Origin of the sequence: Cohnella sp. GCM10020058, from assembly GCF_042683485.1 — a bacterium.
Lineage (GTDB): Bacteria > Bacillota > Bacilli > Paenibacillales > Paenibacillaceae > Cohnella.
In genome coordinates this window covers 650,813-673,745 of the sequence record NZ_JBHUJV010000001.1, presented here as the reverse complement: position 1 = coordinate 673,745, position 22,933 = coordinate 650,813, and the positions used below count along the sequence as shown (strand labels likewise).

Below are 22,933 nucleotides of genomic sequence, written 5' to 3'. Positions count from 1 at the left end.
AAGGCCTCCTCGGCCTCTTTCGTTACAACGTAAGCTGTCTGGCGACATCGACGATCTTTTTGTCGCTCAGGTATTGCTCCATCTGCTGCTCGGCTGCCATGACGACCTTCTGAATCATGCAATCTTCCCCGTGACTCAGGCCGCATTCAAAAATCGATGCTGTCCCTTCGATCGCATGGATGACGTCCAGAAAAGATATTCGTTCGTAATGGGCCTTAAGCCGGTAGCCGCCGTTGGCTCCCGACACGGAGCCGATCAGCCCCGCTTTGACCAGCTTGCTCAGCATTTTGGACAGATACGTCTGGGAAACGCCGAGTCTGTCGGCTAGCATCTGCACCCCTACGGGCTTGTCCGGCGCCTGGCTCATCAGAAACATCATGGCATGGAGCGCGTAATCCGTCGCCTGCGAAAACTTCATTGGCACACCTCGATGATGAACTTTGTATGCCCATGATAGCCTCGGCGGGGCGTTAAAGCAAGCCCGTATCCCAAGCCGGATTCCATACGATCTCCCACAAGTGGCCGTCCGGGTCCATGAAGTGTCCGGAATATCCGCCCCAGAACGTATCGTGTGCAGGATCGGTAATGACGGCCCCCGCCTGTCGCGCTTGATCGATGACCCGGTCAACCTCTTCTTTGCTCGCCACGTTATGTCCGATCGTCATTTCCGTCGAGCTGGGCGGCGCCTGGGCGACCTTAGCCTCGTGCGCGAGGTCCCGGCGGCGCCAGATCGCCAGCTTCATGCCCGCTTGCAGGTCAAAAAAAGCGACCGCGCCGTGCTCGAACTCCGTTCCGACGATGCCTTCGGTAGGCAAGCCCAATCCGTCCCTGTAAAAGGCCAGCGATCTCTCCAGGTCTTCGACGCCTAACGTCAACACTGTAATGCGTGGCTTCATCGTTCATCCTCCCGATATGGATGGGTCGCTTCAGGCTTCTTACTCCGCAACTAGTGCCTTCCGCCTCGTTTCTTATTACCCGCGTGCAGGTTAAACAACGTTGGAGTTGTCGACCGCATCCGTATCGACCGTATTGGTCTTGCTCAGCTGGTTGTTGCTGACGCTGCCGAAAGCGTCCCCTGGCGAAAATGAAGCCGCTCCGCCGTAATTTTTGGATGTGCTGGTCAATGATATGAAACCCGTGTCGCCGAATTGGACGTTCGAGCCTTGGTTGACGTTGAGAATTTTCACTTTTCCAATTATTGAGGGCATGGCAGTTACCTCATCGGTCAGTTTTTAACGCTTTTGATAAGGTATGAAAAGCGGGCGTTCGCCGTGACCGTTCAGACAGTCAAATGTATAATGCTCTTTGTTTACGGTCGTCTCTCAAACGGACGCTTCCCTCGGGAATTTGCACCATCGGATACGGAACCGGTCGGATCTTGCTCATGCGCATTAGCGCGTCGCGCTCAACTTTTCGATCGCCTGCGGCTCTGTCGGCAAGAAAAAGATATCCTTGCCTTGATTGCATTCATAAATGAAATCGCGCAAGCTCTTGCTCGTATACCCGGAGAAGTCGCCGACGATCGCAAGCTTCACGTGATAGTTGACGAACTTTTGCGCGATCTCGCCGGCCAATCCCGTCTTCAGGTCGTAAAACCCGGCGGCGAGCATCGACCCGTCGATCGCGATGCGGTCGATCCCCGTCTCGTACCGCACGGTCGCCATCATATCCAGCGCGGATTGAACGTCCCCGATGACGTCCCCGCTCACGACGGCCACAGGCTCGCGCCCGTCCGTCTCGACCTTCGTTATTTTCCACATGCCCCTTCATCTCCTCTTATCAACTTATCGCGGCTTCATCCATTTTTTCGCATAATCCTCGCCAATGTATCGGTTGTCCTCGCCACCGGCAGGCGCCACGTCCGTCACGCGGAAAAAGCTGAGGCCCACGACCATCGCCATCAAGCCGTACGCCGCGCTGTGCGCGTCCGGCGCCGCCATCTCCTCCGTCCGGTTGCCCAACTCGAATATACGCGCGATGCCCGCCAGATCCCGCTCGTAGCTGCCCGATACGACATCGCGCAACCTCGCGTCCACCGCCGCCCGCGCAAAAAATTGCACGAACAGCCGGCCCTGGTCTTCGTACGGAATGCGCATCCTCTCGATCCCGTCCAGCTGCGACACGTTGATGTCCGCTCCCGCAGCCTGCCCGGAAGAAGGCAGCATATGCTTGAGGGCGATCTCGAGCATCGCCCCTGCCGTCATGCCGCCCGAGAGTTCCGCTTCGATCTTGGCGCCATAATAGGCCATGAACGACTTGAACGCTTCGATCGTCAGTTCGTCTTTGTTTTTGTAATAATAGGTGACGACGCCTTTTGAACAACCCGCCTGCTCCGCAACCTTGTCCAACGTCATGCCGTCGATGCCGAACCTGCTGATGCAAGCGAGCGTCGCGTTGACGACGTCGGCCCGGCGCTTCGGCTCCGCTCCGACCTTGGGCATGGATGCGCCTCCCGTTTTTATTTATACTGATCAGTCGGAATAAATAAAGCTTAGTCGATAAACCCAGATGCTGTCAATTCCCCGCGCAAATCGCTCGAAACGTCACTGCCGCAAGCAAAATCGTTCACTGATGCCCGTATTGTTCACCGTTCAATCCCCCTTTCGTTCACAACTGGGGAATTCAGCCACTGTATGCGTTCACATCGCGAATATATAATGATACCAACACCTTCGATCCGATCAGTGCCCAGAAACCCGAAGGGAGCCCATCGATGCGCCTAAACCGGATCCGCCGCAACGGCAAGCTGTACGTGAGAATTTTACTGGGACTTACCTTGAGCATCGTCCTCGTCCTGATCGCGAGCAATTTCATCTTTTATTTGATTTTCACGGGCGTGATGCAGGACGAAGCCGTCGAAAACGATCTCGCCAACCTGCAGCAGACGGGTAAGGCCGTCGCCAACACGACCGAGAGCGCACAGACCGTCGCCTTCCAGATTTATCGCAACAGCGCGATCACCAAGATGCTCTATTACAGCAAGCCCGACGCCTTCGATACGCAAGCGGCCATGCTGGACCTGCGCAATTATTTGTCGACGATGCCCTTCATTCAATCGATCTACGTTTACAATCCCGCCTCCGGCTACTACTACATCGCGGCGCAAAACGGGCAGGAAGGCATATGGCGAGAGTCGGAGGTGCAGGACGCGGGCATCCTCGATATTCTGGGACGGTACAGGGATTACAAGCCGTTCACGCCGATCCCGCGGACGATCAAGTCGGCATCGGCCAACGCGCCGGATCTCGGCGTTTATACGTATTTGTGCTACGATGCCATCAACTTCAACCGGGAGATCAACTCCGCCGTCATCGTCAACTTGTCGGCATCCTGGATCAACCGGGAGCTCGGCAAAGCCGAGACCGCGAGCGCGGGACGCACGTACCTGCTCGACGATCACGATGTCGTACGGTCCGTCGATAATCTCATGAGCGTGAAGCTCGGTCCGCCGGATCTTGCGCTTCTGCAAAGCTTCGTAGCCAAGCCGGAATCCGGCTTCGCCGTCGCCGAGTTCGAGGGCGCCAAGTCGCTCATTACATACACGGCGCCTACGCCGTACGAATGGCACTACGTCCGGATCATGCCTTACGGAGAGATCACGCACAAGACGAAGGACATTCGCGGCAAAACGCTGCAGGTGGCCGGCGCGATCCTTGCCGTCGGGCTGCTGCTCTCTTGGCTCATGTCCCGTTATTTGTACGTACCGATCAACCGGATTGAGAGGCGCATGTCCGACCTCGAGTCCGAAAAGCGCAACAGCAGCTACACGCTGCGCCAGAATACGCTGCGCAAGCTCATTCAGATCCAGGACTTCGATCCGGCCTTCCAGCTGGAAAAGCTGCGCAGCGCCGGCATCGCCTTCGACTTCACGGAGCCGTACCAGCTGGCGTTCCTGCGGATCGACGGCTTCGACCGTATTCGCAGCCAGAGCGCCAAGGATCTGCTCACCTATAAATTCGCGATCATGAACATCGCCGCGGAGATCTCGTCGAAGCTGTACGGCGCAGATACGGTGGATCTGGAGGACGACGGCATTCTGATGCTGATCAATGCCGGGGGACAAGAGCAGGACGAGGCTGCGCTGCTCGCCATGCTTAAGGAGATCCAGGATGCTTGCGCGGAGTTTCTGCGCATTGGCCTTACGATCTCGCTGACGCCGGCAACCAAGAGCCCGCACGAGCTGCACGCCATGTACAAGCTGGCCCGGGAAGCGACCGACCGCCGCTTCTTCCGAGGCTGCGGCGCTGTCATCCAGGCAGCGCCCGGCTCCGGCGACCGCTACGCCTTCTCCGTCGGCAAAGAAAAAAAGATGCTGGACGCCCTGGTTGCAGGCAAAGCGGAGGAAGCGGCTGTCTTGTATCGGGATATCCTTCTGGAGACTGCAGACTCTCCCTTCAGCGTGACCCAATCCGCGGCCAACCATGTGGCCGTCACGCTCGGCAACATGCTGGCGGAGATCGAGCGGAACGGCTCGCTGCAGCTCGGCATCGGCGCGGATCTGAGCATTCCCGGCATCGATCAATACGAGACGCTCGACGGGCTGACGGAAGCGATGGGACGCTTCTTCGGCCAACTGAGCGCCAAAGTATTCGAGAAGCGAAGCAACAAGCAGGAGGATCTGATCCGCAAGATCAACGCCCTTATCGAAACGCGTTACGGCGATTCAAACCTGAGCCTGAATTCGATCTCCGAGGAACTGAAAATGTCGACTTACCATGTGAGCCGCGTCTACCGGCAGCATACGTTTACGACCATCGTCGACATGATCAATAATGTCCGCATCGAAAGGGCGAAGGCGATCCTCATGTCGTCCGACGATCCCGTCGCCGAGGTGGCGGAGCGGACCGGCTTCACGAACAGCTCCTACTTTCACCGTATGTTCAAGAAGCTCACGGGCGTGACGCCGGTGGAATTCCGCAAGGCGCAGGGCGGGAGCGTGCAGGCAGATTTATAGCCGGCGGACGAACCGGGCTCCAGCGCTAGAAGTGTGAACGTAGATCGACAGTTGGCACGCCCCTCACGCTATCACGCAAAAACCTGCAGGAGACCGCCGTCCAGCGGTTCCCTGCAGGTTTTCTTCTGTCATCTTCCCATTTCGGCCGGTCTTACTGGATGCCCGATTCGCTCAGATAGTCGAGCCATTGCTTCTTGTACGATTCCTGGATTTTGTCGAGACCCGCCTTTTTCGCCTTGTCCATGAACGTCTGCAGGCCGCCTTCGACGTCTTTGACCTGGCCGGCCAGCAGCGGGAACAGATACTGCTTCTCGACCTGCTCAAGCGCCGACCGCTCCGCCTGATAATCCGTATAGTCTTCGGCGAAGCCTGTGTAAATGTCGGGCTTTTGAACCTTGTCGAGCTGGTCGAAGATCGCTTTGACGCCGTCGTAGCTCGGTTCGAACAGCATGAACTCGGGATTGCGCCACGCCCAGCCCTGCATGCCCTCGCGCGGGAAGCCGTTCGTGTTGGCGTCGCCGACCATTTTGTAGTAGCCGCCGTCGACCGTATAGTTCGTACCCTCGAAGCCGTACTGGGTCAGCAGGTTGTAGCGTTTGTCCAGCACCATCTTCTCATAGAAAGCGAGCGCGCGCTCTGCGTTTTTGCTGCTGGCCGGAATGGCGAAGCCGTTGTGAATTGGGTGCACCGGCGTCGCATAGCCCGTCGCGACGGCGAACGGCGTGTAGCCGAGCTCCCAGTCCGGATGAAGCGATTTCATATTGCCGTTCGTCTGATTGTAGCGCGTCGGATTGTCGCCGAGCATCGCCGCCGCCGTGCCGTTCACGAGCTTCTCCTGGTTGGTCGCTTTCTCGTTGAGCTCGTTTTTGGAGAAGTAGCCTTTGTCCGCCCAACTCTTGAACCGCTTCAGATCCTCGAGCTGCTCCGGCGATCCCCAGTAAGACGTGATCTCGGCCGGCTTGTCGTACGTGGCGAACATGCCGTACGGCAAGGCGCCGACCTTCTTGCGGAAGACGTCGAGGTACGTGTCGCTCAGTGACCCCCGAACATCAGATCCGATCGCGAGCGGCTGCAGGCTCGGCTCGTTTTTCTTGATGCCGTCCATATAGGCTTCAAAGGTCGGGATGTCGACCGGCGTGGGCAAATTATACTTTTTGCGAAGATCCTCGCGCCAGACGAAGCCGTTGGTGACGTACTCCTGATAGGTCGCCGGTACCGTGTAAATTTTGCCGTTGATTTTGACCGCGTCCCACATGTTCTTCGGCACGAAGTCGTTCAGCCCCGGCGCCGCCGTCGGCAGCAGATCGTCCAGCGGCAGAAAGGCGCCCTTCTTGGCATACTGCTGATACTGCGTCCAGTCGGCCGTGAAAATGAGATCGACATCCTGCCCCGTAGACAGCAGCAGCTTGTACTTCTGGTCCCAATCCGTCCAGGTCGTGAAGTTAAACGTGACGGTCGCATTCAAGTCCTGCTGCGCCATTTTGTTGATCTCGGCCTCGACCTTCGGCAGGTCCTTCGGCGCGTTGCCGAGCATGTAGAACTGGAGATGCACCTTCTTGGAGGTGTCGATGCCGGCCGGCGACGCGGAAGCGGAGGATGAGGCGGATGACGAAGCCGAAGCGGAAGACGATGGCGACGCGGACGCGGACGCCTTGGCAGGCGCTGACGAAGCGCCGGCTTCCCCTTTGTCGCTGCCGCTGCAGCCCGCGAATACCGACGCCATCAGTGCCATCGACAGCGCGACCGCCGCTTTTTTCTTTGCGTTTGTTGGCATATGAATCCTCCCTGTTCCATGAATGATCTATGTTAGCCGGACATGCGCGCATGCCGGTTCTAACCGCTTCTAATCGCTTACATCTTTACATTCCGGCTAGCCTTTGACCGCGCCGATCGTGAGCCCTTTGACGAAGTACCGCTGCACGAACGGGTACAGGAGCAGGATCGGTCCCGTGACGACGACCGCCATCGACATCTTCATCGTCTCCGAAGGGATGCCCTCCGAGAGAACGATGCCTGCGCCTGCGCCGATGCTCGTCAGGAATGACGACGTATTGATGATGTTGTACAGGTAAAATTGCAGCTGGTACTTGGCGGCATCGTTGATAAAAAGGGCGGACGAGAACCAGTCGTTCCAATAGTGAAGCGCGAGAAACAGCCCGATGGTCGCAAGACCCGGCACCGCCAGCGGCATCACGATGCGCCAGTAAATCAGGAAGTCGCCCGCGCCGTCGATCTTCGCCGACTCGACGACCTCGTCCGGCACGGCCGAGCCGATGAAGCTCCGCATCAAAATGATGAGAAACGGCGTCATGAGCGAAGGCCAGATAAGCGCGTAATACGAGTCGGTAAACTTCAAATAGTTGGTGACCAGCATGTAATAAGGCACGAGTCCGCCGCCGAACAGCGTCGTGAAGTAAATAAAGAAGGAGAAAAAGTTTCGGTACTTGAAGTCCTTGCGCTGCAGCACGTAGCCCGCCATCGTCATGAGCAGCAGGCCGATCGCCGTACCGGCGACGGTGACCATCGACGTCACGCCGTAGGCGCGCAGCACCTCGTCCGGCACCTGAAAGATGACCTTGTAGCCTTCCCAGGAAAAATCCTTAGGCCACAAATTATAGCCGTCGCGAATGATCGAGGCGTTGCTCGTAAAGGAGGCCGACACGATCAAGAGGAACGGCAGGATGCACACAATGCTCCCGGCGACGACGACGGCGTGCGCGATGAGCTGGAACCAGACGGACGAGCGGTCTTCCTTGATTTTCATGCGAGATTCCTCCTAGAACAGCGCGTATTCCTTGTTGATTTTGCGGATGATGCCGTTGACGACCATGATCAGCGTAAAGCCGAACAGCGATTGATAAACGCCCGCCGCCGTCGCCATGCCCATGTCAAACGTCACCTTGAGCGAGCGGTACACATACGTATCCAGGATGTCTGTCGTGCTGTACAGCAGGCCGTTATTGCCCACCATCTGATAGAACAAGTCGAATTGTCCCTTCATAATCGTGCCGAGCGAGAAGAGCAGCAGAATCACGAACGTATTTTTCAGCATCGGAAGCGTAATGTGCCAGGCCCGCTGGAAGGTATTCGCGCCGTCGATCTTGGCCGCCTCGTAGTAGTCCTCGCCGATGCCGGTAATCGCGGCCAAATAGATGACCATGCTGTAGCCGAAGCTTTTCCATAGGTAGAACACGACGATGAGCAGAATCCAGACCTTCGGCTTGCTGTACACGTCGACCGGATCCGCGCCGAGCGCCTTGAGGACGGTGTTGAGCACGCCGTGTTCGAAGTTGAAGATGTTAAAAACGATGACGCTCAAGATAACGAAGGAAACGAAGTACGGCAGGAACAGCACGGACTGCGTAATTTTTTTAAACCACTTGCTTTTCACCTCGCTGACGAGGATGGCCACGGTCACGGATAGCGCATTGCCGAGCCCGATGAAAATCAGGTTGTAGCCGATCGTGTTGTACGTCAGCTCCGTCAGCTTGCCGGACTTCCATAGAAACTCGAAGTTTTTAAGCCCGATGAAGTCCATTCGAAAGAGCGGGGTGTTGAAATCGAACCGGACGAACGCGTAATAGATGCCGATCATCGGTACATAATTGTTCACGAGAAAGTATGCGAGGACCGGCAGCAGCATCAGAAACAAGGTTCGATTTTTGACCAGCTCATGCATGAAGCCGTATTTTTTCGTCACGGCGTCCAGCCCCTCCCTTTACGCCTTATAGCGTCCGTATCGTTCGTGAACTCCGCGAAGGGCGATGCCTTCCGGATTGATACCAACTATAGGGGACGTGCGGCCGCCGCCATAGTGACAATCCGGTTCACTGCTGAAGGATCGTGCGGTTTGTTCAGTGAACGTTTGTGACTTTTCTGCACAAATGCAGCATTTCGCGCAAAAAAACCGCCAGGGAAGATCGTAGATCGCCCTGACGGTTCTTTGGGTTGGTGGCGGCGAGGGTGGCGGATAGCCGAAACCGGATTTACGATTTGCGTGGAACGCCTGCCGATGGCTCGGCCGACCGTCGATGGCTCGTCCGACCGTCGATGGTCGGCCGAGCGCCGTTCTAATAGGCTGGCCGATCGTCGCCCGTGTCGTTCTTTCGCCGCAATGCCTGCAAATATACATCTTATTTCGCCGAGATCGACCCTTTTGGGCACAAAGGATGCAAATGTGCATCTAATTTCCTCCATCAGCGAAATTTCCGGCTTGTTCATTGAATTTACCTGCACATTTGCAGGAATTTCATCAGGTGTCGTGAGTCGGTAGAAAATACCTGTATATCTGCAGCTTCTTCGTTCCGCCAACCAGGCGACATCCAAAAAAAGCATGCGATCGCAGACATCGCATGCTTGGACTTCCTATTGGGACCCTCAGCTTCCTGCCAAACCTTGCTCCGTCAAATACGCCAGCCACTGCTTTTTGTACGCCGTCTGCACCTTCTCAAGCCCCGCCTCCCCGGCTTCTCGCATAAATGTCGCCAGGCCGGCGTCCACGTCGTCTACCCGTCCGGCCAGCAGCGGGTACAAGTACAGCTTCTGCACCCGATCCAGTGCCGCTTTCTCGGCTTGATAGTCCGTATCGTCTTCGACGAATCCGGTGTAGACGTCAGGCTTCTGAATGCGGTCAAGCTGGCGGAACGTCGCTTGAATCTCGTCGTAGCTCGGCGTGAACAGCATATACTTGGGGTTGCGCCACGCCCAGCCGTTCATCGCCTCGCGCGGGAAGCCGTTGGTAGACGGATCGCCGATCATGCGATAGTAGCCGTCTTCGATCGTATAATGGACGCCTTTGATCCCGTATTCGGTCAGACGGTTATAACGCTCGTCGGTAACCAGCTTTTCGTAGAACGCAAGCGCACGCTCCGGATGCTTCGCGCTTTTGGGGATCGCGAAGCCGTTGTGCGTCGGATGGACCGGCGTCGAATAGCCCTTGGCCATCGGAAAAGGATAGTAGCCCAGCCGCCAGTCCGGATGAGCGGCCTGCATATTGCTCTGCATTTCATAGTAGCGCATCGGATTGTCGCCGAACATCGCAGCGGCGGAGCCGTCGATGATTCGGTTTTGATTGAACTCGGACGTATTCAGTTCATTATCGGAAAAGTAACCGTGATCCGACCACCGCTTGAACAGCTTGAGATCCGCCAGCTGCTCCGGAGATCCCCAGTACGACCGGATATCCGCCGAATTCGCATAGGTGGCCAGCATGCCGTACGGCATCGCGCCGATCGAATGTCGAGTCACGTCCAGCTGCGAAAAAGCCAGCGCGTTCTGCACCTCGGCGCCGATCGCCACCGGCTGGATATTGGGCTCATGCCGCTTGATTCCCGCCAGATACGCTTCGAAGGTGGCGATATCGACCGGCTTCGGCAGTCCGTATTTCTCGCGCAGATCCTCCCGCCATACGAAGCCCCCGGTCACGTATTCCTTGAAGGTCGACGGCACGGTATAAATCCTTCCGTCGATCCGGACCGCATCCCACATCTCCTCGGGGACGAAACGCGCCAGCTCCGGCGATGCCGCAGGCAGCAGATCGTCGAGCGGCACAAATGCGCCCCGCTTGGCGTACGTCTGATACTGCACCCAGTCCGCCGTGAACAGCAAATCGACGGACTGACCCGACGACAGCAGCTGCTTGTATTTGAGATCGTAGTCCGTCCATGCGATAAAATTGAAGGTGACCGATGCGTTCAGCTCCGCTTCGGCCATCTCGTTGACGGCATTTTGGATCTGAGGCATGTCCGGCGGCGCGATGCCCAGCATATAAAATTGAAGATTGACGTGCTCGGCATATTTCGGATCGCCGCCGTAAGCAGGCGAACGAGACGCTTGCACACGAGATGCCGCATTGTCATTCGAAGGCAACGTTGCGGACTGCGAACGCCCATCCTGGCAGGCTGCGAGAAGCAGCGCTAGCGCTTTCCCTGCGAAGAGGATTCCGGTCCCTCTTCTTCTCGTAAGCTCGATCATCCCGCTCCACCTCCCCCGTCTAGTTTACCTCGGACGCCTGGAAACGGTAAGCGGTTTCCCTGCCCGCCGAAACAATTTGTCTGCGCTTCGATGCTTGACGCGGATTGGCAGCTTAGCTGCTTGCAAGGATATAAAAAACCCGGCACGGGGCCGGGCTTCGCTTGGACTTGCCTGATCAGGTTATGGATGCCTGCTTTAGGAGGCGGACGCCTGAGCGGCTTCCGGCAGCGGATGCCTGACGACCTTGACCTCGTAAAAATTGATCTTGTTGGAGATGATGTATGCCGGCTTTTCGCGGTGGCTGTGCGATTCCCGGAAGGCTTCGCTCTTTGTCCAGGCCTGGAAGGACTCTTTGTTTTCCCAGCGGGTGCTCACGGTCACTTCGTCGTATTCCTTCGTATTTTCGGTCAGCATAACCTCGAGTCCGAGGAAGCCGTCCATTCCCTCCACCTTGCCGACTTTGTTGAAGCGCTCGATCAGCTTGTCGCCGTTGCCCTTCGTGATATGAGAGACGTTCGTTACGATAACCATTATTTTTTCCTCCTTTGAAAGTTTAGCTCGATGAAATGCTTTTCCTGCTATAAATGTAAGTTCCAAGTGTGAATGGCGCATGAACAACAAATTACAAACGCGGGCGCATGTCCCGGATTATCTCCGCTGAAAGGGCATGCGGCGAACTTTGACCAGCCGGAGAGAGGACGAGTGCGACCGGATCGCGATCTCAGCGGGATAAGCGGCGTCCGCCGCATAATCGGCTGCCGCCTCGCGCCAAGCGTCGGCATCTCCGGCAGTTCGCCAACGCGTGATGACCGAGATCTCGTCGCCTACCGACTTCTTCTCCGACTGCAGCAATTCCATGCCGAGGAAGCCGGGCATGGCAGGCAAGTCTTCGCGGACGCTCCAGTACGCGACCAACCGCTCGCCTTCGCCGCTTGCCACCCGGTATGTATCCGTCGCCACCATGACCGCTTCCTCTTCGGCGGGCGGCTCGGGCAGCGGGATAATCAGCGGGTAAGGCTCGTCGAAGCGCACCTCGGCCTCGATCTCGTAGACGTCGCGGAGGAAGGCTGACGTGATAACGCGGCGCGGCACGCCGCGGGCCGCAATGCTGCCCGACTTGAGCGCGATCAGCTCATCGCAGAAGGCCGCCGCCTGCTGCAGGTCGTGCAGCACCATCACGATCGTCAGCCCCGCCTCCCGGTTCAGCCTCTTCAGCACCCGCATCAGCTCAAGCTGATGGGCGATGTCCAAATAGGTCGTCGGCTCGTCGAGCAGCAGGATGCCCGTCTTCTGCGCGAGCGCCATCGCGATCAGCGCCTTCTGGCGTTCGCCGCCGGACAGCGTGTGGACCATACGGTCCTCGTAGCTCCGCATGCTCATCTGCCGGAGCGCCCAGTCGATCTCCCGCTCGTCTTCTTCGCCGAGCCGCTGCCTGAAGCGGCCGAGCCGCGGCGTCCGGCCGAAGGCGACCAGCTCGCGCACGGTCAGCTCCGGCAACGCCTCGCGCGATTGCGGCAGCATCGCAAGCTCGGTCGCGAGCTCGAGCCGCGTATACTCGGCAGCCGGCCGGCCGCGGACGACGACCGTACCGCCGGCCGGCTTCAGGAGGCCGGCGATCAGGTGCAGCAGCGTCGACTTGCCCGAGCCGTTCGGACCGACGATCGCCGTTACTTTGCCTTCAAGTACGCCCGCATCCACTTCGAGCTGACAATACGGCCCCGCTTCGAAGCGCAGCGCCTTCGTCTCGATGGCTTTCATCGCACACCGCTCCTTTTTCGCAGCAAATAAAGAAAAAACGGCGCGCCGATGCAGGCGAGCAGGATGCCGACCGGCATCTCCGCCGGATCGAACCAGGTACGGGCGATCGTGTCCGCGATGACGACCAGCGCGCCGCCGCCGGCGATCGATACCGGCATCAGATAGCGGTAGTCGTCGCCGATGAGCAGGCGGACCGCATGCGGCACGACGAGACCGACGAAGCCGACGAGCCCCGCCACGCTGACGGCCGTGCCCGCTAGCAGCGCCGCGAGCGCGAGCAGCAGCAGCCGCTGCAGCTCCACCCGCTGGCCGAGAAGCCTGGCCGTCTTATCGCCCAGCATGAGCACGTTGGCAGGCTTGATCGCCGGCACGGTCAGCGCGAGCCCGGCGAGCGCATAGGGCAGCATGAAGGACAGATGATGCCAGCTGCGTCCGTTCAGCCCGCCGGCCAGCCATGGGATGACCGCCTGGATCCGGTCGCTGTGCACGACCATGATGCCGTTCATGACCGCACCGAGCAGTGCGCTCACCGCGACGCCCGCCAGCACGATCTTGACCGGCGAAGCGCCGTTGTCCCAAGACAGCGTATAAATGAGCAGCGCCGCAACCAGCGAACCGGCGAACGCGGCGGGCGGCAGCAAATAGCTGAGCTGCGGCAGCAACACGAGCGTCACGACCGCCGCCAGGCCGCCGCCGGCGGAGACGCCGATGATGCCTGGATCTGCCAGCGGGTTGCGCATGATTCCCTGCAGCAGCGCGCCGGAAGCGGCCAGGCAAGCGCCGACGAGCACGCCCACGAGCACGCGTGGCAGCCGGACGTCCATAAGGATGACCTCGTACCGCGAATGGGAGCTGCCCAGCAAAATATCGATTATATCCCGCAGCGCTATCGGCACCGAGCCGACCGCCAGGCCGAATACGATGCCAGCCAACAGCAGCAGCGGCGCCAGCGGCAAGACGATCCGCCGCCTGCGCGTCCGGTCCGCTTTGCTCATGACGAACCGCCTTTGCCTGCGGCGTCGGTGCCGGACAGCTCGGCGGCGTATGTATCCAGCTTGCCGCGCAGCAGCTCGAGCGCTTCGACGACGCGCGTGCCGGGATTCGTGCCGAACAGCTCGGCCGGCAGCACCTCCACACGGCCGTCGCGCACGGCTGCGACGTTGTTCCAGGCCGCGTTTTTGCGCATCTCGGCCACGAAGCTGTCCGCCACTTCCTCCGGGTTGCCGTGCGTCATGATGAAGATCGCCTCGGGATCGGAGTCGACGATCCGCTCGGCATTCAGCTGCGCGTATTGCGGATAGCTCTGCAGCCGCGGATAATCCGACGCGATATTGTAGCCGCCCGCCGCTTCGAGCAGATTGCCCCCGAGCGAGGTGGGCAGCGCCGCCATGAACGTGCCCGGCGCGCCGTAGACGAGCAGCGCCCGCGGACGGCCTTCCTCGGCCTTCGAGGCGAGGGCGGCCCGCTTCTCTTCGATGCCGGCGATCAGCTCGTCGGCCCGCGACGAGCGCTCGAGCAGCTGCCCGATGAGCTCAATCTGCCGCTCGATCTCGTCGATGGAGTTGGCGCTGGTCAGCACCATCTTCGCGCCGATGCCTTCAAGCGTCGGAATATCCTTGACGTTCATCGGATCGTTGCCGAGCACCACGTCCGGATGAAGCAGCGCGATCCGCTCCAGATCGACTTCGTGCGCCGTGCCGATGCGGGCCGCTTGCTCCGCGCCTTCGTAAGGGAGCGGCACGTCCGAATCCGGACGCCCCGCCACCTGGCCCCCGAGCGCGTAGACGATGTCCGTCTCGCCGTTGCCCAGCGTCACGATGCGCTGCGGCACGCCTTTTAGCGCGACCTCCCGCCCGGCAAAGTCCGTGACGACCAGCTTCCCTTGACCGGCGTCTGCCGCTGTTGCTGCCTGCTGCGGCTGTCCGCCGCAGCCACCCAACGCGAGCGGAATCGCCAGGAAGAGCGCCGCCCAGGCGATTTGCCGCCGCAGACGGCTTGATCTACGCATGCTTAACGCTTCTGTAGCCGACTTCTTCTCCACCACCATACGCCTCCTGCTGCTAATACCACGATCGCGGCCGCCAATCCAATGATCAGTCCGTTATTCTCTTTTTTTGCCGAAGCCAGCGGCTGCGTGCCGGAGGTCTCTCCCGCTGCCGTCTCGGCGCTGGCTCCTGCTTGTGCCGACACGGCTTCGGCCGAAGCGTCCCCTTGGCCTGGATCGGCTGCCGCGGCATCGGCGCTCGCTTCGACGTCAGCCGCTTGCGCAGACGCGCTGGCAGATGTCTCCGCCGACGGCGATTCCGCGGCGCCATCGCCGCCAGGCGCCGCGCCTGCCGAAGCCGTTGCGGCCGGCTCTGCCGGCGACGCCTGCTCGCCGCCGCTTGCGGCATTCGCGTCCGGCGTTGCCGTCGCGGTCGCGCTGGCCTGCGGCGTTGCCGTCGCTGCCGCGCTCGCTTGCGGCGTCGCCGTCGCTGCCGCGCTCGCCTGCGGCGTCGCCGTCGCTGCCGCGCCCGCCTGCGGCTTAGCCGTCGCTGCTGCGCTTGCCTGCGGCTTAGCCGTCGCTGCTGCGCTTGCCTGCGGCTTCGCCGTCGCTGCTGCGCTTGCCTGCGGCTTCGCCGTCGCGGTCGGCGTCGACGCAGCAGGCTTGCCTGCCGCCGCCTTCACCAATTTCAGCGAATTCGCCTTAAATTCGAACCGAATCGTATAGTCGTGGTCGTAGTCGATGTCCGGCACCGTCACGTGTATCTTCGACAGCATTGGCGACGACGGCAGCTCGGACACCGCGAAGACGACCTTTCTGGTATCGGCCTTCGTATCCTTGCTCAAAATGCGCGTATTGACGTAGCCGCCGCCGCTTCCCGGCACCTTGAACTCCGTCACCCACTGACTGTGATTGATCGTCATTTGAATTTGAACGTTGCCGTTGTCGATGATGACGGTAGCCGGCTTTTCCCAATAATCGTTGGCCATCGACACCGAATCGTTTTCCGCTTGCAGAATCTGGTAGTCTACCGTATAAGTGCCGTCCGTCTGCGCCGCTTCGGCTCGTCCTGCCGAGTACGGCAGGCCAAGCGCCAACAGGAGCGCGACGATCCATGTCCATGCTGCTTTCTTTTTCATTGCCGAATTCAAGTTATAGCCTCCTCTATCGTTTGCCGGCGTTGTCCGGAAGCGGCGCTGCCCGCGCGCAGCGGCACGATGTACATGCCTGCCTCCTCGTCGCGCCGAACCAGCGCTTCCACGCCGTAGATGTCCTTGATCGTTTGCGCCGTCACGGCTTCCTCGGGAGGTCCCTGCAGCACGACGCGTCCTTCCTTCATCGCGATGATCCGGTCGCAGTAGCGTACCGCCTGATTCATGTCGTGCAGCACGACGACGATGGTCAGACCATGGTCGACGTTTAATCCGCGAATCAATTCCATCAGCTCGATCTGGTAATACATATCCAGGAATGTCGTCGGTTCGTCCAGCAGCAGCACCTGCGTCTTCTGCGCCAGCGCCATCGCGATCCATACGCGCTGCCGTTCTCCGCCGGACAGCTCGCCGATGCGCTGCTTGCGCTTCTCGGCCAGCCCGGTGCAGCCGATCGCCCAATCCACCGCCTGCTCGTCCTCCGCGTCGCGCTGTCCGAGCAGCTTGCGGTGCGGCAGACGGCCGTAGGCGACGATTCGCTCGACCGTGAGGTCTGCGGGCGCACCGTTGTGCTGATGCACGGCCGCCAGCTTGCGCGCCAGCTCCCGCGGCTTATAAGCGGCCAGCGCTTTGCCGTCGAGCACGGCCGAGCCGCTCTGCGGCGCGATGCTGCGGGCCATCACGCCGAGCAGCGTCGACTTGCCGCTGCCGTTGGGACCGATGATGCCGGTCATTCGTCCGGCGTCGATCGTCGCCGTCACTTCCTTTAGCTGATCCGTCTTGCGGTCGTACGAATATTTAATCCGGTCAAGCTCCATAGGCGCGATCACTCTTTCTCAGCATGAAAATCAAAAAGGGTCCGCCGATGACGGTCATAATGATCGAAGCGGGAATCTCAATCGGCGCCAGCACGGTGCGTCCGAGCGTATCGGCGGCCAGAATCAGCAGGGCGCCCGACAGCATGGAAAACGGGATCAGCACCCGGTGATCCGAACCGACCAGCAGCCGCGCGATATGCGGGATGAGCAAGCCGACGAAAACGATGAGGCCGCCGACGGCCGTCGCCACCGAGGCGAGCAGCACCGCGATTGCGGAGATGATCAGTCTCGCCCGCACGACGCGGAAGCCGAGATTGCCCGCCGTCCGGTCGTTCAGCGCCAGCGTATTGCACCAGCCGCATACGAGCAGCGCCAGCACCAGCCCGACTGAGCCGTACACGCCCAAGATGCGGACGTCCTCCCACGTTTTCATCGTGAAAATCGAACTGACGGCTTGGTTGACCGACGTAACGGCGTAGCTGCCCCGGTAGTTAAAAGATTGCCCAAGGCCGGTGAATGTCGCATTGATCGCAACGCCGACCAGGATAAGCCGCATCGGATTAAGTCCAGAGCGCCACGACAGCGCATAGACGAGCACGCAGGCGAGCGCGCCGCCGAGGAAGGAAAAGAAGGGCATCCAAAAAAATAAATTCGGGAAAATCGTCACCATCGCGAGCGACACGACGCCGGCGCCCGACGAGATGCCGATCACACCCGCGTCGGCGAGCGGATTGCGCATGACCGCCTGCAGCAGCACGCCCGATACCGCAAGCGCCGCTCCCGTAAAGATCGATACGAATATACGCGGCAAGCGCAAATCGCGAATGACATTGACATTCTCGTTATCCCCGCGCGCGAGACCCTGCACAAGCTCGATAAATCCGACCTTGATGCTGCCCAGCATCATGGAAGCCGCGACGACGGCGATCAGCAGGACGGTAACGATGGCAAAATAAAGCGTCTTTTTCGACATGATCGATTTCCTCTTTCCTTTCAAAAACGGCGATTACGGATAAAGCCTCTTGTACAGCGCCTCCAGCGCTTCGTTCGCCGCGATGTTGCCCGTCGTGCCGAACAGCTCCTCCTCGAGGTCGTATACGCGCCCGTTCTGGACGGCCTTGAAGTGCTTCCAGATATCGTTTTTCTTGAATTCCTCGTCAAACATCTTGACCACTTCCACCGGCATGCCGTGCGCCGCGCGCAGGATGACGTCGGGATTCGCCTGCTGCAAATATTCCGTGTTGGAAGCCAGGTATTCTACTTTTTCCCCTTGCACGATGTTGACGCCGCCGAGCAGCCGGACGAGGTCGCCGATGTACGAATGCTCGGTCGCCACCAGATAACTGCCCGGAACGCCCAGCAGGATCAGCACCGACGGCTTCTCCTTGCCGGCCGCTTCCCCCTGGAGCTTCGCCAGCGTATCGTTGTAGCTGTTCGCCAGCTTTTCGGCCTCCGCTTCGCGCCCGAACTTGGTCCCTAGCCCCCGGATCTCCTTCTGCATGCTCGACAGGCTGGTCAGATCCAGGAAGGAAGCGTTCAAGCCGATCTGCTTAAAAGTGGGCTCGAGGTCATACTGAAGCGTCGTGACCGACAGTACGTCGGTCGGCCGAAGCGACTTGACCAGCTCCATGTCCGGACTCATCGGATTGCCGACCTTGGTCACCTTGGCATATCGCTCCGGCAGCGTCTTCGCGCTCGTCGGAATGCCGACCAGATCGACGCCGAGCGCATCCAGCATCTGCGTCACGGCCACCGTCGTCGAGACGATTCGATAATCCGGCGCCTCCGCGCTCTTTGACGGATCCGCTTCTTCGGAGCCGCTTGCGGACCCGCTTGCAGTCGCGCTCGCCGCAGGGCTCGCGGGCGTGCCTGATTTTGCAGCGTTTGCGCCGCCGCAGCCGGCCAACAGTACCATCCAGACCAACAGCAAGGCGATGCCGGTCATTCCATGTTTTGTCGCGTTCATAATTCCTCCCGATTAAAACACGGCAGAGGACACCGTCAAGGGTCCTCTGTCCGTTGCTATGAGTGAATGCGCGGGGCATACCTGCCTCGGTTAACCGCCGCGGTCAAGCTGCTTGCCTTATGCTTTGGCGGCTTCGCTCTCCGCCTTGGCGCCGGCAGCCTCAGCTTCCTTCTTCGCCTTTGCGTCCGCTTCTGCGTGGTCCAGCGCCCGCAGCACGAGCGTGATCGCCTCGGCTCTCGTCGCCGGAGACTTCGCGCCAAAGAGATTGTTGCTGCCGCCCTGGATCAGTCCCAGCTTGACGGCCGCCGCCACGTAAGGGCGGGCATACGCCGGAATTTGCGAAGCGTCCCCGAACGTGAGCGACGCATTCGCTTCAGGCGCGATGCCGAGCGCCCTGACGATCATGACAGCGAGCTCGGGACGGCTGATCTCCTTCGCCGGACGGAACGTGCCGTCCTCGAAGCCGCCGATGATGCCTGCCGCGACCGCTTGCTTAATGAACGATTGCGCCCATGGCCGGATATCTGCCGCATCCTTGAAGCTCAGCTCGGCTTCCTCGCCTTGCAGGTCCAGCGCTCTGCCGAGCAGTACCGCGAACTCGACGCGGCTGATCGCTGCGTTCGGCCGGAAGTTGCCGTCCGAATAGCCGTTGACGATGCCGAGCTTGACCGCGCGGCTGATCGAAGCCACGGCCCAGTGCTTCGCTGTATCGAAGAACTCCGCGCCGAGATTTTCATCCGTGCCGCCGGAGCTGCTGCCGCCGTTTGCACCGCCTTCTCCATCCGTTTCGGACTCCTCCTCTTCTCCGTCCGGATTCGGTCGCGGCGTCACCGAGCCGAAGCCTTCTCCGCTCCATTCGGCTACCTTCGTGTAGCTGCCAAATTTGATTTGAACGTCATACTGGTGGAAGTAATTCACTTCCGGCCAATCGATCTTGACCCACCCGCTTTGCAGGGCAGTCAGATCGCTTACCGGGAACCGCACCCATCTTGTATTGCCCGCGGTATCGCTCGTCACGGTCTCCGTAGACGAGCCGTTCACGGTGAAGGCCGTAATTTCCTTGCTCTTATTCAGCCAGATATAAACATACTTCGAGCCGTTCTCCACGAGCATCCGTCCCGGGTGAGCGACATATTCGTCCATAACGGACGCTTGCGTCGTTCCTTGCTTCAGAATGGTGAAACTGATCTGATACTTGCCGTCCGTCAGTTCCGTGCCTGTACCCGTACCCGGATTGCCGCCGGATACATGAACCGCCGCCCGGAACGTCTTGATCGCATCGTCCAGCTTCTGCACGGCGGCATCGCTCAGCGCCTGCGTGCTCGCAAGCCTTGTCGCTTCCTTACCGGCCGTTCCGACAGCTTGCTCCAACGCCGTCTTCGCGCTTGCCGGATATTGGCCGGCAGCGGTGCCGACGACTGCGGCGGCGAGCTCGCTCTTCGCGGCGGCAACCTTGGCGACGAGCGCCTTGTTGTCGATGTCGTTGAAATTTAGGCGCGCATCGTAGGTCGTGCCGTCCGCGACGATCTGGACGGTCGTCAGCGCAGCCAGATCCGGGATCGCGATCTTGACGCGGCGGGTATCGTTCTGCGCATCGTTGCTGATCACTTCAGCATCGACAAGGCTTGTTCCGTTATTTACGCGTACGGCCGTTACCTTAGAGCTGCTTTTAACCGTGAATTCGGCATATGTCATCTCGTTCGCCGCACTGATGTCGGCTTGTTCTCCCAGATTCGCGCCTACGTCAGAAAAGTCTTCCGAAGCGGCGGCAGCGGCCGTGAAGAACGCGGTAAAAGGTACGTTCTCGATAAAGCTCGCAACGGCCGTTTTCAGCGTGACGTTCGCTTGCGTAATCTGCTGCCGCGAGGCGGCCAGATTGTCGCCGGTCTGCTTCGCATCGTCGATTGCCGATTCGAGCGCATCCAGCGGCTCAGCTGCGAGCGACGTCGCTTTCAGCTTGCTCGTCCCCGCACTTTGCGCCTTTTCGTGCAAGTTCTGAGCCGCAGCGATGCGATTGTTTAAGCGCTGCAGTTCGTTATAGTTGTAGCTGATATAGACCGTCCGCTTCTGTTCCCCCACCTTGTAGCTGAGGTACGAGAGACCATTCGTTTGAGGCGTAAATTGACTTCTTACTTGATAAACCGGCTGCTTATAATCACCAAAGGATACGAGTTTAATCGCTTTATATCCCGGCAAGCCTTCCTGTGGAAGCTCAAAGCTTCCATCGGTTGCAGGCGCCGATGCGTATGCCTCGCTGACGTTGGCGACGTTCATCGGCAGATTGGCATATTCCGTGCTGTCCTTGCCGTTCGTCAGACGATAGGCGACGCCGGCAAAATCCGAAGCGTATTCGGACTGCGCGCTGGCGGAGGTGGCATTGTCCAAGATGTAGATCGGAAGCGTTTCAGACGCTAAACGGTAGTAATACTCTTTGTTGCTCTCATATCTGCTGTTCAGCGTGTTCGTTCTCGTCGCCACGGTCGTGTCCGGCGTCGTCGGATTGTCGAGCGCAGTCTGCGCGGAGCTCAGCGCGCTTTTTAGCGAGGACGCTATGCCCGAATTGTATTCGCCATTGGTCACTGCTTTAAGCAAATACGTTTCCACGTCGTTGCTAGCGTCTGCGTCTCCGTTCAACGCGGCGCGTGCTGCTGCGTCCGCGCTTCCCAATTCTCCGGCAGCCTGTATTTTGTCGTACAAGGCCTGTACTTTTGCCATTGCTTCTTTAAGCGCCGTTTTGTCTGCCTGTCTGACGGACGTTTTAAAGCTGTTCAACGCGTCCGTCAACGCCTTATAGGCCGGCGTAATGCCGCTAGGATTCGATTCCCCCTTGTCCGCCGCGTCGCGAGCGGCGTTAATCTGATGCTTGAACAACGCCTTCGAAATCTCAGGGTACTGCCCATAGGCATCGCCAACGACTGCCGCGTCGTACACGGCCTGCGAAGCCGAGATCAGTTCGTTTAACTGCGTAAGCGTGTACTCGGTCGTTTCTCCGCCCGAACCGCCGCCCGGATTCGTGACAATCTTGCTCGTGTCGAGTTTCAATTGCACGTTGTACCAATGATCGTAATTTTTAACGATCTCCGGCGGAACGGCGACATGCATCAAGATGTCGATGCTGGCCGTCGGATCTTCTTCCACGGGAAGAGACACTTCAACTTCGCCGCTCGATGCGTTAGATACGGTTCTACCAAACGCTTCGTAGCCTCCGTCATTGGAGACAACATCGCCAACGATCGTTGCCTTGGGTTGTCCGGGCTTACGATAAGCCAAAAACTTAATCCAATCGGCTGAAGTTCCGGGAATTTTGTGATAAAAAACGGCGTGTCCGTTCGTCACAACCAATCGCCCCGAGCCGATGACTTGCATGAAATTGTTAGCGGCCGATACTTCGTTCGTACCATCCACCAGATAAGTGTATGACACATTCGTGTATTCACCGTCGACGATAGCCCCGCCGCCCGTACTGTCGGCAGCAGTTCCCAGGTTAGGCAGGCTTAGCAGCATTAATGCCGCTATTGCGACCAGCGCCCATTTTCTAATCCACGTTTTCAACTGTACGATCTCCTATCTATCTTCAAATTTAGAATAGCCGGTACCCCGTTTATTAAATGCGGCCGATCATCGCGCCGCGTTTTTTTCATAGTCGGAATTGCTAGTTTTGAATGAATGGTATTGACCGGCAAAAACGGTCTGAGACTCAGACCGTTTTTGCCCGAATGCGTTCTTATTGAACTTACAGCCAGTGAACTTCCAGGTCGTACCAAGTGTTGTGAACCGGAATGCCCAGGATCGTAACCAGAACGTGCAGCGAGATATCGAAGTTCGCAGCGTCGGAGCCAGGAAGTACGAACGTCGTCAGGCCGGTCGTCGCGTTATAAGAACCGTTGTAATACGTAGAGCCGACTTGAATCTGCGGGAAGTAGTTGCCGCCTTGCAGCTTCAGCGTGACCGTACCTGCCGTGTCGTCGATCGACGCGTCGCCCGAAATGTAGCCGCTCGAGTGCTCGTGGTACTCGCCGTCGTAGTAGAACTCATAGGCATGCGTGTGCGTCGCCGCGAAGGCCGGAACGACCATGACCAGCGCGAACACCATCATCAGCAGGAAGGATACCGAACGTTTCATTGTTTTTGTCATCATTTGCACGCTCCTTAAAAGTTTGGATGATTGCTTTTGCTTCGTTGTTGCGAACCTGGACGACGTTGCATCAGCAGTGAGTTTGAGGCATCCCTCCCGTTTTCCAAATATGATAACGATTATCATTATCAGTTACGAGTTTGATACTAACCCAATAAAATCCAAGCTGTCAACCTATTTTTTAACAATATTTT

At 58.9% G+C, this 22,933-nt stretch carries 20 protein-coding genes; 1 reads left to right on the top strand and 19 read right to left on the bottom strand.

Annotated features, from left to right (window positions below):
• Positions 1-22 precede the first annotated feature (22 nt).
• The 5 genes from ACFSR7_RS02615 to ACFSR7_RS02595 all read right to left on the bottom strand — a co-directional run bounded on the left by ACFSR7_RS02615 (position 23) and on the right by ACFSR7_RS02595 (position 2,441).
• Positions 23-418 (bottom strand): RrF2 family transcriptional regulator, encoded by a 396-nt coding sequence (locus ACFSR7_RS02615; protein WP_378158852.1) that lies wholly within the window; start codon positions 416-418, stop codon positions 23-25.
• A gap of 52 nt (positions 419-470) precedes the next feature.
• Entirely contained in the window at positions 471-896 is a 426-nt protein-coding gene (locus ACFSR7_RS02610) for a VOC family protein (protein ID WP_378158851.1), read from the bottom strand.
• Between the two features lie 90 nt (positions 897-986).
• On the bottom strand, positions 987-1,208 hold the full coding sequence (locus tag ACFSR7_RS02605) for a spore germination protein (protein WP_277528376.1): 222 nt from the start codon (positions 1,206-1,208) through the stop codon (positions 987-989).
• A gap of 183 nt (positions 1,209-1,391) precedes the next feature.
• Positions 1,392-1,760: a DUF4180 domain-containing protein gene (locus tag ACFSR7_RS02600; RefSeq protein WP_378158850.1), complete on the bottom strand. Its 369-nt coding sequence runs from the start codon at positions 1,758-1,760 to the stop codon at positions 1,392-1,394.
• Positions 1,761-1,784: 24 nt separating this feature from the next.
• Positions 1,785-2,441: a TetR/AcrR family transcriptional regulator gene (locus tag ACFSR7_RS02595; RefSeq protein WP_378158849.1), complete on the bottom strand. Its 657-nt coding sequence runs from the start codon at positions 2,439-2,441 to the stop codon at positions 1,785-1,787.
• A 272-nt stretch (positions 2,442-2,713) separates the two neighbouring features.
• On the opposite strand from ACFSR7_RS02595, the gene ACFSR7_RS02590 reads away from it, so the two are divergent.
• Entirely contained in the window at positions 2,714-4,954 is a 2,241-nt protein-coding gene (locus ACFSR7_RS02590) for an AraC family transcriptional regulator (protein ID WP_378158848.1), read from the top strand.
• A 151-nt stretch (positions 4,955-5,105) separates the two neighbouring features.
• Here the strand turns inward: ACFSR7_RS02590 and ACFSR7_RS02585 are convergent, their stop codons facing one another.
• The 14 genes from ACFSR7_RS02585 to ACFSR7_RS02520 all read right to left on the bottom strand — a co-directional run bounded on the left by ACFSR7_RS02585 (position 5,106) and on the right by ACFSR7_RS02520 (position 22,739).
• The gene (locus ACFSR7_RS02585) at positions 5,106-6,728 is read right to left on the bottom strand and encodes an extracellular solute-binding protein (RefSeq protein WP_378158847.1); all 1,623 of its coding nucleotides are present in this window, start codon (positions 6,726-6,728) and stop codon (positions 5,106-5,108) included.
• A 96-nt stretch (positions 6,729-6,824) separates the two neighbouring features.
• Entirely contained in the window at positions 6,825-7,718 is an 894-nt protein-coding gene (locus tag ACFSR7_RS02580) for a carbohydrate ABC transporter permease (protein WP_378158846.1), read from the bottom strand.
• A gap of 12 nt (positions 7,719-7,730) precedes the next feature.
• Entirely contained in the window at positions 7,731-8,633 is a 903-nt protein-coding gene (locus ACFSR7_RS02575) for an ABC transporter permease (RefSeq protein WP_378159067.1), read from the bottom strand.
• 698 nt (positions 8,634-9,331) lie between these two features.
• Positions 9,332-10,927 (bottom strand): ABC transporter substrate-binding protein, encoded by a 1,596-nt coding sequence (locus ACFSR7_RS02570; protein WP_378158845.1) that lies wholly within the window; start codon positions 10,925-10,927, stop codon positions 9,332-9,334.
• A gap of 195 nt (positions 10,928-11,122) precedes the next feature.
• Complete coding sequence (isdG, locus tag ACFSR7_RS02565) at positions 11,123-11,458, bottom strand: heme oxygenase (protein WP_378158843.1); 336 nt, start codon at positions 11,456-11,458, stop codon at positions 11,123-11,125.
• Between the two features lie 117 nt (positions 11,459-11,575).
• Complete coding sequence (locus tag ACFSR7_RS02560; RefSeq protein ID WP_378158842.1) at positions 11,576-12,685, bottom strand: ATP-binding cassette domain-containing protein; 1,110 nt, start codon at positions 12,683-12,685, stop codon at positions 11,576-11,578.
• Complete coding sequence (locus ACFSR7_RS02555) at positions 12,682-13,680, bottom strand: FecCD family ABC transporter permease (protein WP_378158841.1); 999 nt, start codon at positions 13,678-13,680, stop codon at positions 12,682-12,684. The genes ACFSR7_RS02560 and ACFSR7_RS02555 overlap by 4 nt, the downstream gene beginning before the upstream one ends.
• On the bottom strand, positions 13,677-14,675 hold the full coding sequence (locus ACFSR7_RS02550) for an ABC transporter substrate-binding protein (protein ID WP_378159066.1): 999 nt from the start codon (positions 14,673-14,675) through the stop codon (positions 13,677-13,679). The genes ACFSR7_RS02555 and ACFSR7_RS02550 overlap by 4 nt, the downstream gene beginning before the upstream one ends.
• A gap of 20 nt (positions 14,676-14,695) precedes the next feature.
• A complete protein-coding gene (gene isdC / locus ACFSR7_RS02545; RefSeq protein ID WP_378158840.1) occupies positions 14,696-15,820 on the bottom strand; it encodes a heme uptake protein IsdC in 1,125 nt (374 codons plus the stop codon).
• Positions 15,817-16,638 (bottom strand): ABC transporter ATP-binding protein, encoded by an 822-nt coding sequence (locus ACFSR7_RS02540; RefSeq protein ID WP_378158838.1) that lies wholly within the window; start codon positions 16,636-16,638, stop codon positions 15,817-15,819. Before ACFSR7_RS02540 ends, isdC begins: the two co-directional genes overlap by 4 nt.
• Positions 16,628-17,611 (bottom strand): FecCD family ABC transporter permease, encoded by a 984-nt coding sequence (locus ACFSR7_RS02535; protein WP_378158837.1) that lies wholly within the window; start codon positions 17,609-17,611, stop codon positions 16,628-16,630. Before ACFSR7_RS02535 ends, ACFSR7_RS02540 begins: the two co-directional genes overlap by 11 nt.
• A 33-nt stretch (positions 17,612-17,644) precedes the next feature.
• The gene (isdE, locus tag ACFSR7_RS02530; protein ID WP_378158836.1) at positions 17,645-18,604 is read right to left on the bottom strand and encodes a heme ABC transporter substrate-binding protein IsdE; all 960 of its coding nucleotides are present in this window, start codon (positions 18,602-18,604) and stop codon (positions 17,645-17,647) included.
• Positions 18,605-18,721: 117 nt separating this feature from the next.
• Entirely contained in the window at positions 18,722-22,156 is a 3,435-nt protein-coding gene (locus ACFSR7_RS02525; RefSeq protein WP_378158834.1) for an NEAT domain-containing protein, read from the bottom strand.
• A 181-nt stretch (positions 22,157-22,337) separates the two neighbouring features.
• The gene (locus ACFSR7_RS02520; RefSeq protein ID WP_378158833.1) at positions 22,338-22,739 is read right to left on the bottom strand and encodes a hypothetical protein; all 402 of its coding nucleotides are present in this window, start codon (positions 22,737-22,739) and stop codon (positions 22,338-22,340) included.
• Positions 22,740-22,933 lie beyond the last annotated feature (194 nt).

Excerpts from the sequence above, each read along its gene's own strand:
- ACFSR7_RS02600 (WP_378158850.1), bottom strand. The coding sequence starts at position 1,760 with ATGTGGAAAATAACGAAGGTCGAGACGGACGGGCGCGAGCCTGTGGCC.
- ACFSR7_RS02615 (WP_378158852.1), bottom strand. The coding sequence starts at position 418 with ATGAAGTTTTCGCAGGCGACGGATTACGCGCTCCATGCCATGATGTTT.
- isdE (WP_378158836.1), bottom strand. The coding sequence starts at position 18,604 with ATGAACGCGACAAAACATGGAATGACCGGCATCGCCTTGCTGTTGGTC.
- ACFSR7_RS02570 (WP_378158845.1), bottom strand. The coding sequence starts at position 10,927 with ATGATCGAGCTTACGAGAAGAAGAGGGACCGGAATCCTCTTCGCAGGG.
- ACFSR7_RS02555 (WP_378158841.1), bottom strand. The coding sequence starts at position 13,680 with ATGAGCAAAGCGGACCGGACGCGCAGGCGGCGGATCGTCTTGCCGCTG.
- ACFSR7_RS02580 (WP_378158846.1), bottom strand. The coding sequence starts at position 7,718 with ATGAAAATCAAGGAAGACCGCTCGTCCGTCTGGTTCCAGCTCATCGCG.
- ACFSR7_RS02585 (WP_378158847.1), bottom strand. The coding sequence starts at position 6,728 with ATGCCAACAAACGCAAAGAAAAAAGCGGCGGTCGCGCTGTCGATGGCA.
- ACFSR7_RS02575 (WP_378159067.1), bottom strand. The coding sequence starts at position 8,633 with ATGCATGAGCTGGTCAAAAATCGAACCTTGTTTCTGATGCTGCTGCCG.
- isdG (WP_378158843.1), bottom strand. The coding sequence starts at position 11,458 with ATGGTTATCGTAACGAACGTCTCTCATATCACGAAGGGCAACGGCGAC.
- ACFSR7_RS02595 (WP_378158849.1), bottom strand. The coding sequence starts at position 2,441 with ATGCCCAAGGTCGGAGCGGAGCCGAAGCGCCGGGCCGACGTCGTCAAC.
- ACFSR7_RS02540 (WP_378158838.1), bottom strand. The coding sequence starts at position 16,638 with ATGGAGCTTGACCGGATTAAATATTCGTACGACCGCAAGACGGATCAG.
- ACFSR7_RS02610 (WP_378158851.1), bottom strand. The coding sequence starts at position 896 with ATGAAGCCACGCATTACAGTGTTGACGTTAGGCGTCGAAGACCTGGAG.
- ACFSR7_RS02520 (WP_378158833.1), bottom strand. The coding sequence starts at position 22,739 with ATGACAAAAACAATGAAACGTTCGGTATCCTTCCTGCTGATGATGGTG.
- ACFSR7_RS02605 (WP_277528376.1), bottom strand. The coding sequence starts at position 1,208 with ATGCCCTCAATAATTGGAAAAGTGAAAATTCTCAACGTCAACCAAGGC.
- ACFSR7_RS02560 (WP_378158842.1), bottom strand. The coding sequence starts at position 12,685 with ATGAAAGCCATCGAGACGAAGGCGCTGCGCTTCGAAGCGGGGCCGTAT.
- ACFSR7_RS02535 (WP_378158837.1), bottom strand. The coding sequence starts at position 17,611 with ATGTCGAAAAAGACGCTTTATTTTGCCATCGTTACCGTCCTGCTGATC.
- ACFSR7_RS02590 (WP_378158848.1), top strand. The coding sequence starts at position 2,714 with ATGCGCCTAAACCGGATCCGCCGCAACGGCAAGCTGTACGTGAGAATT.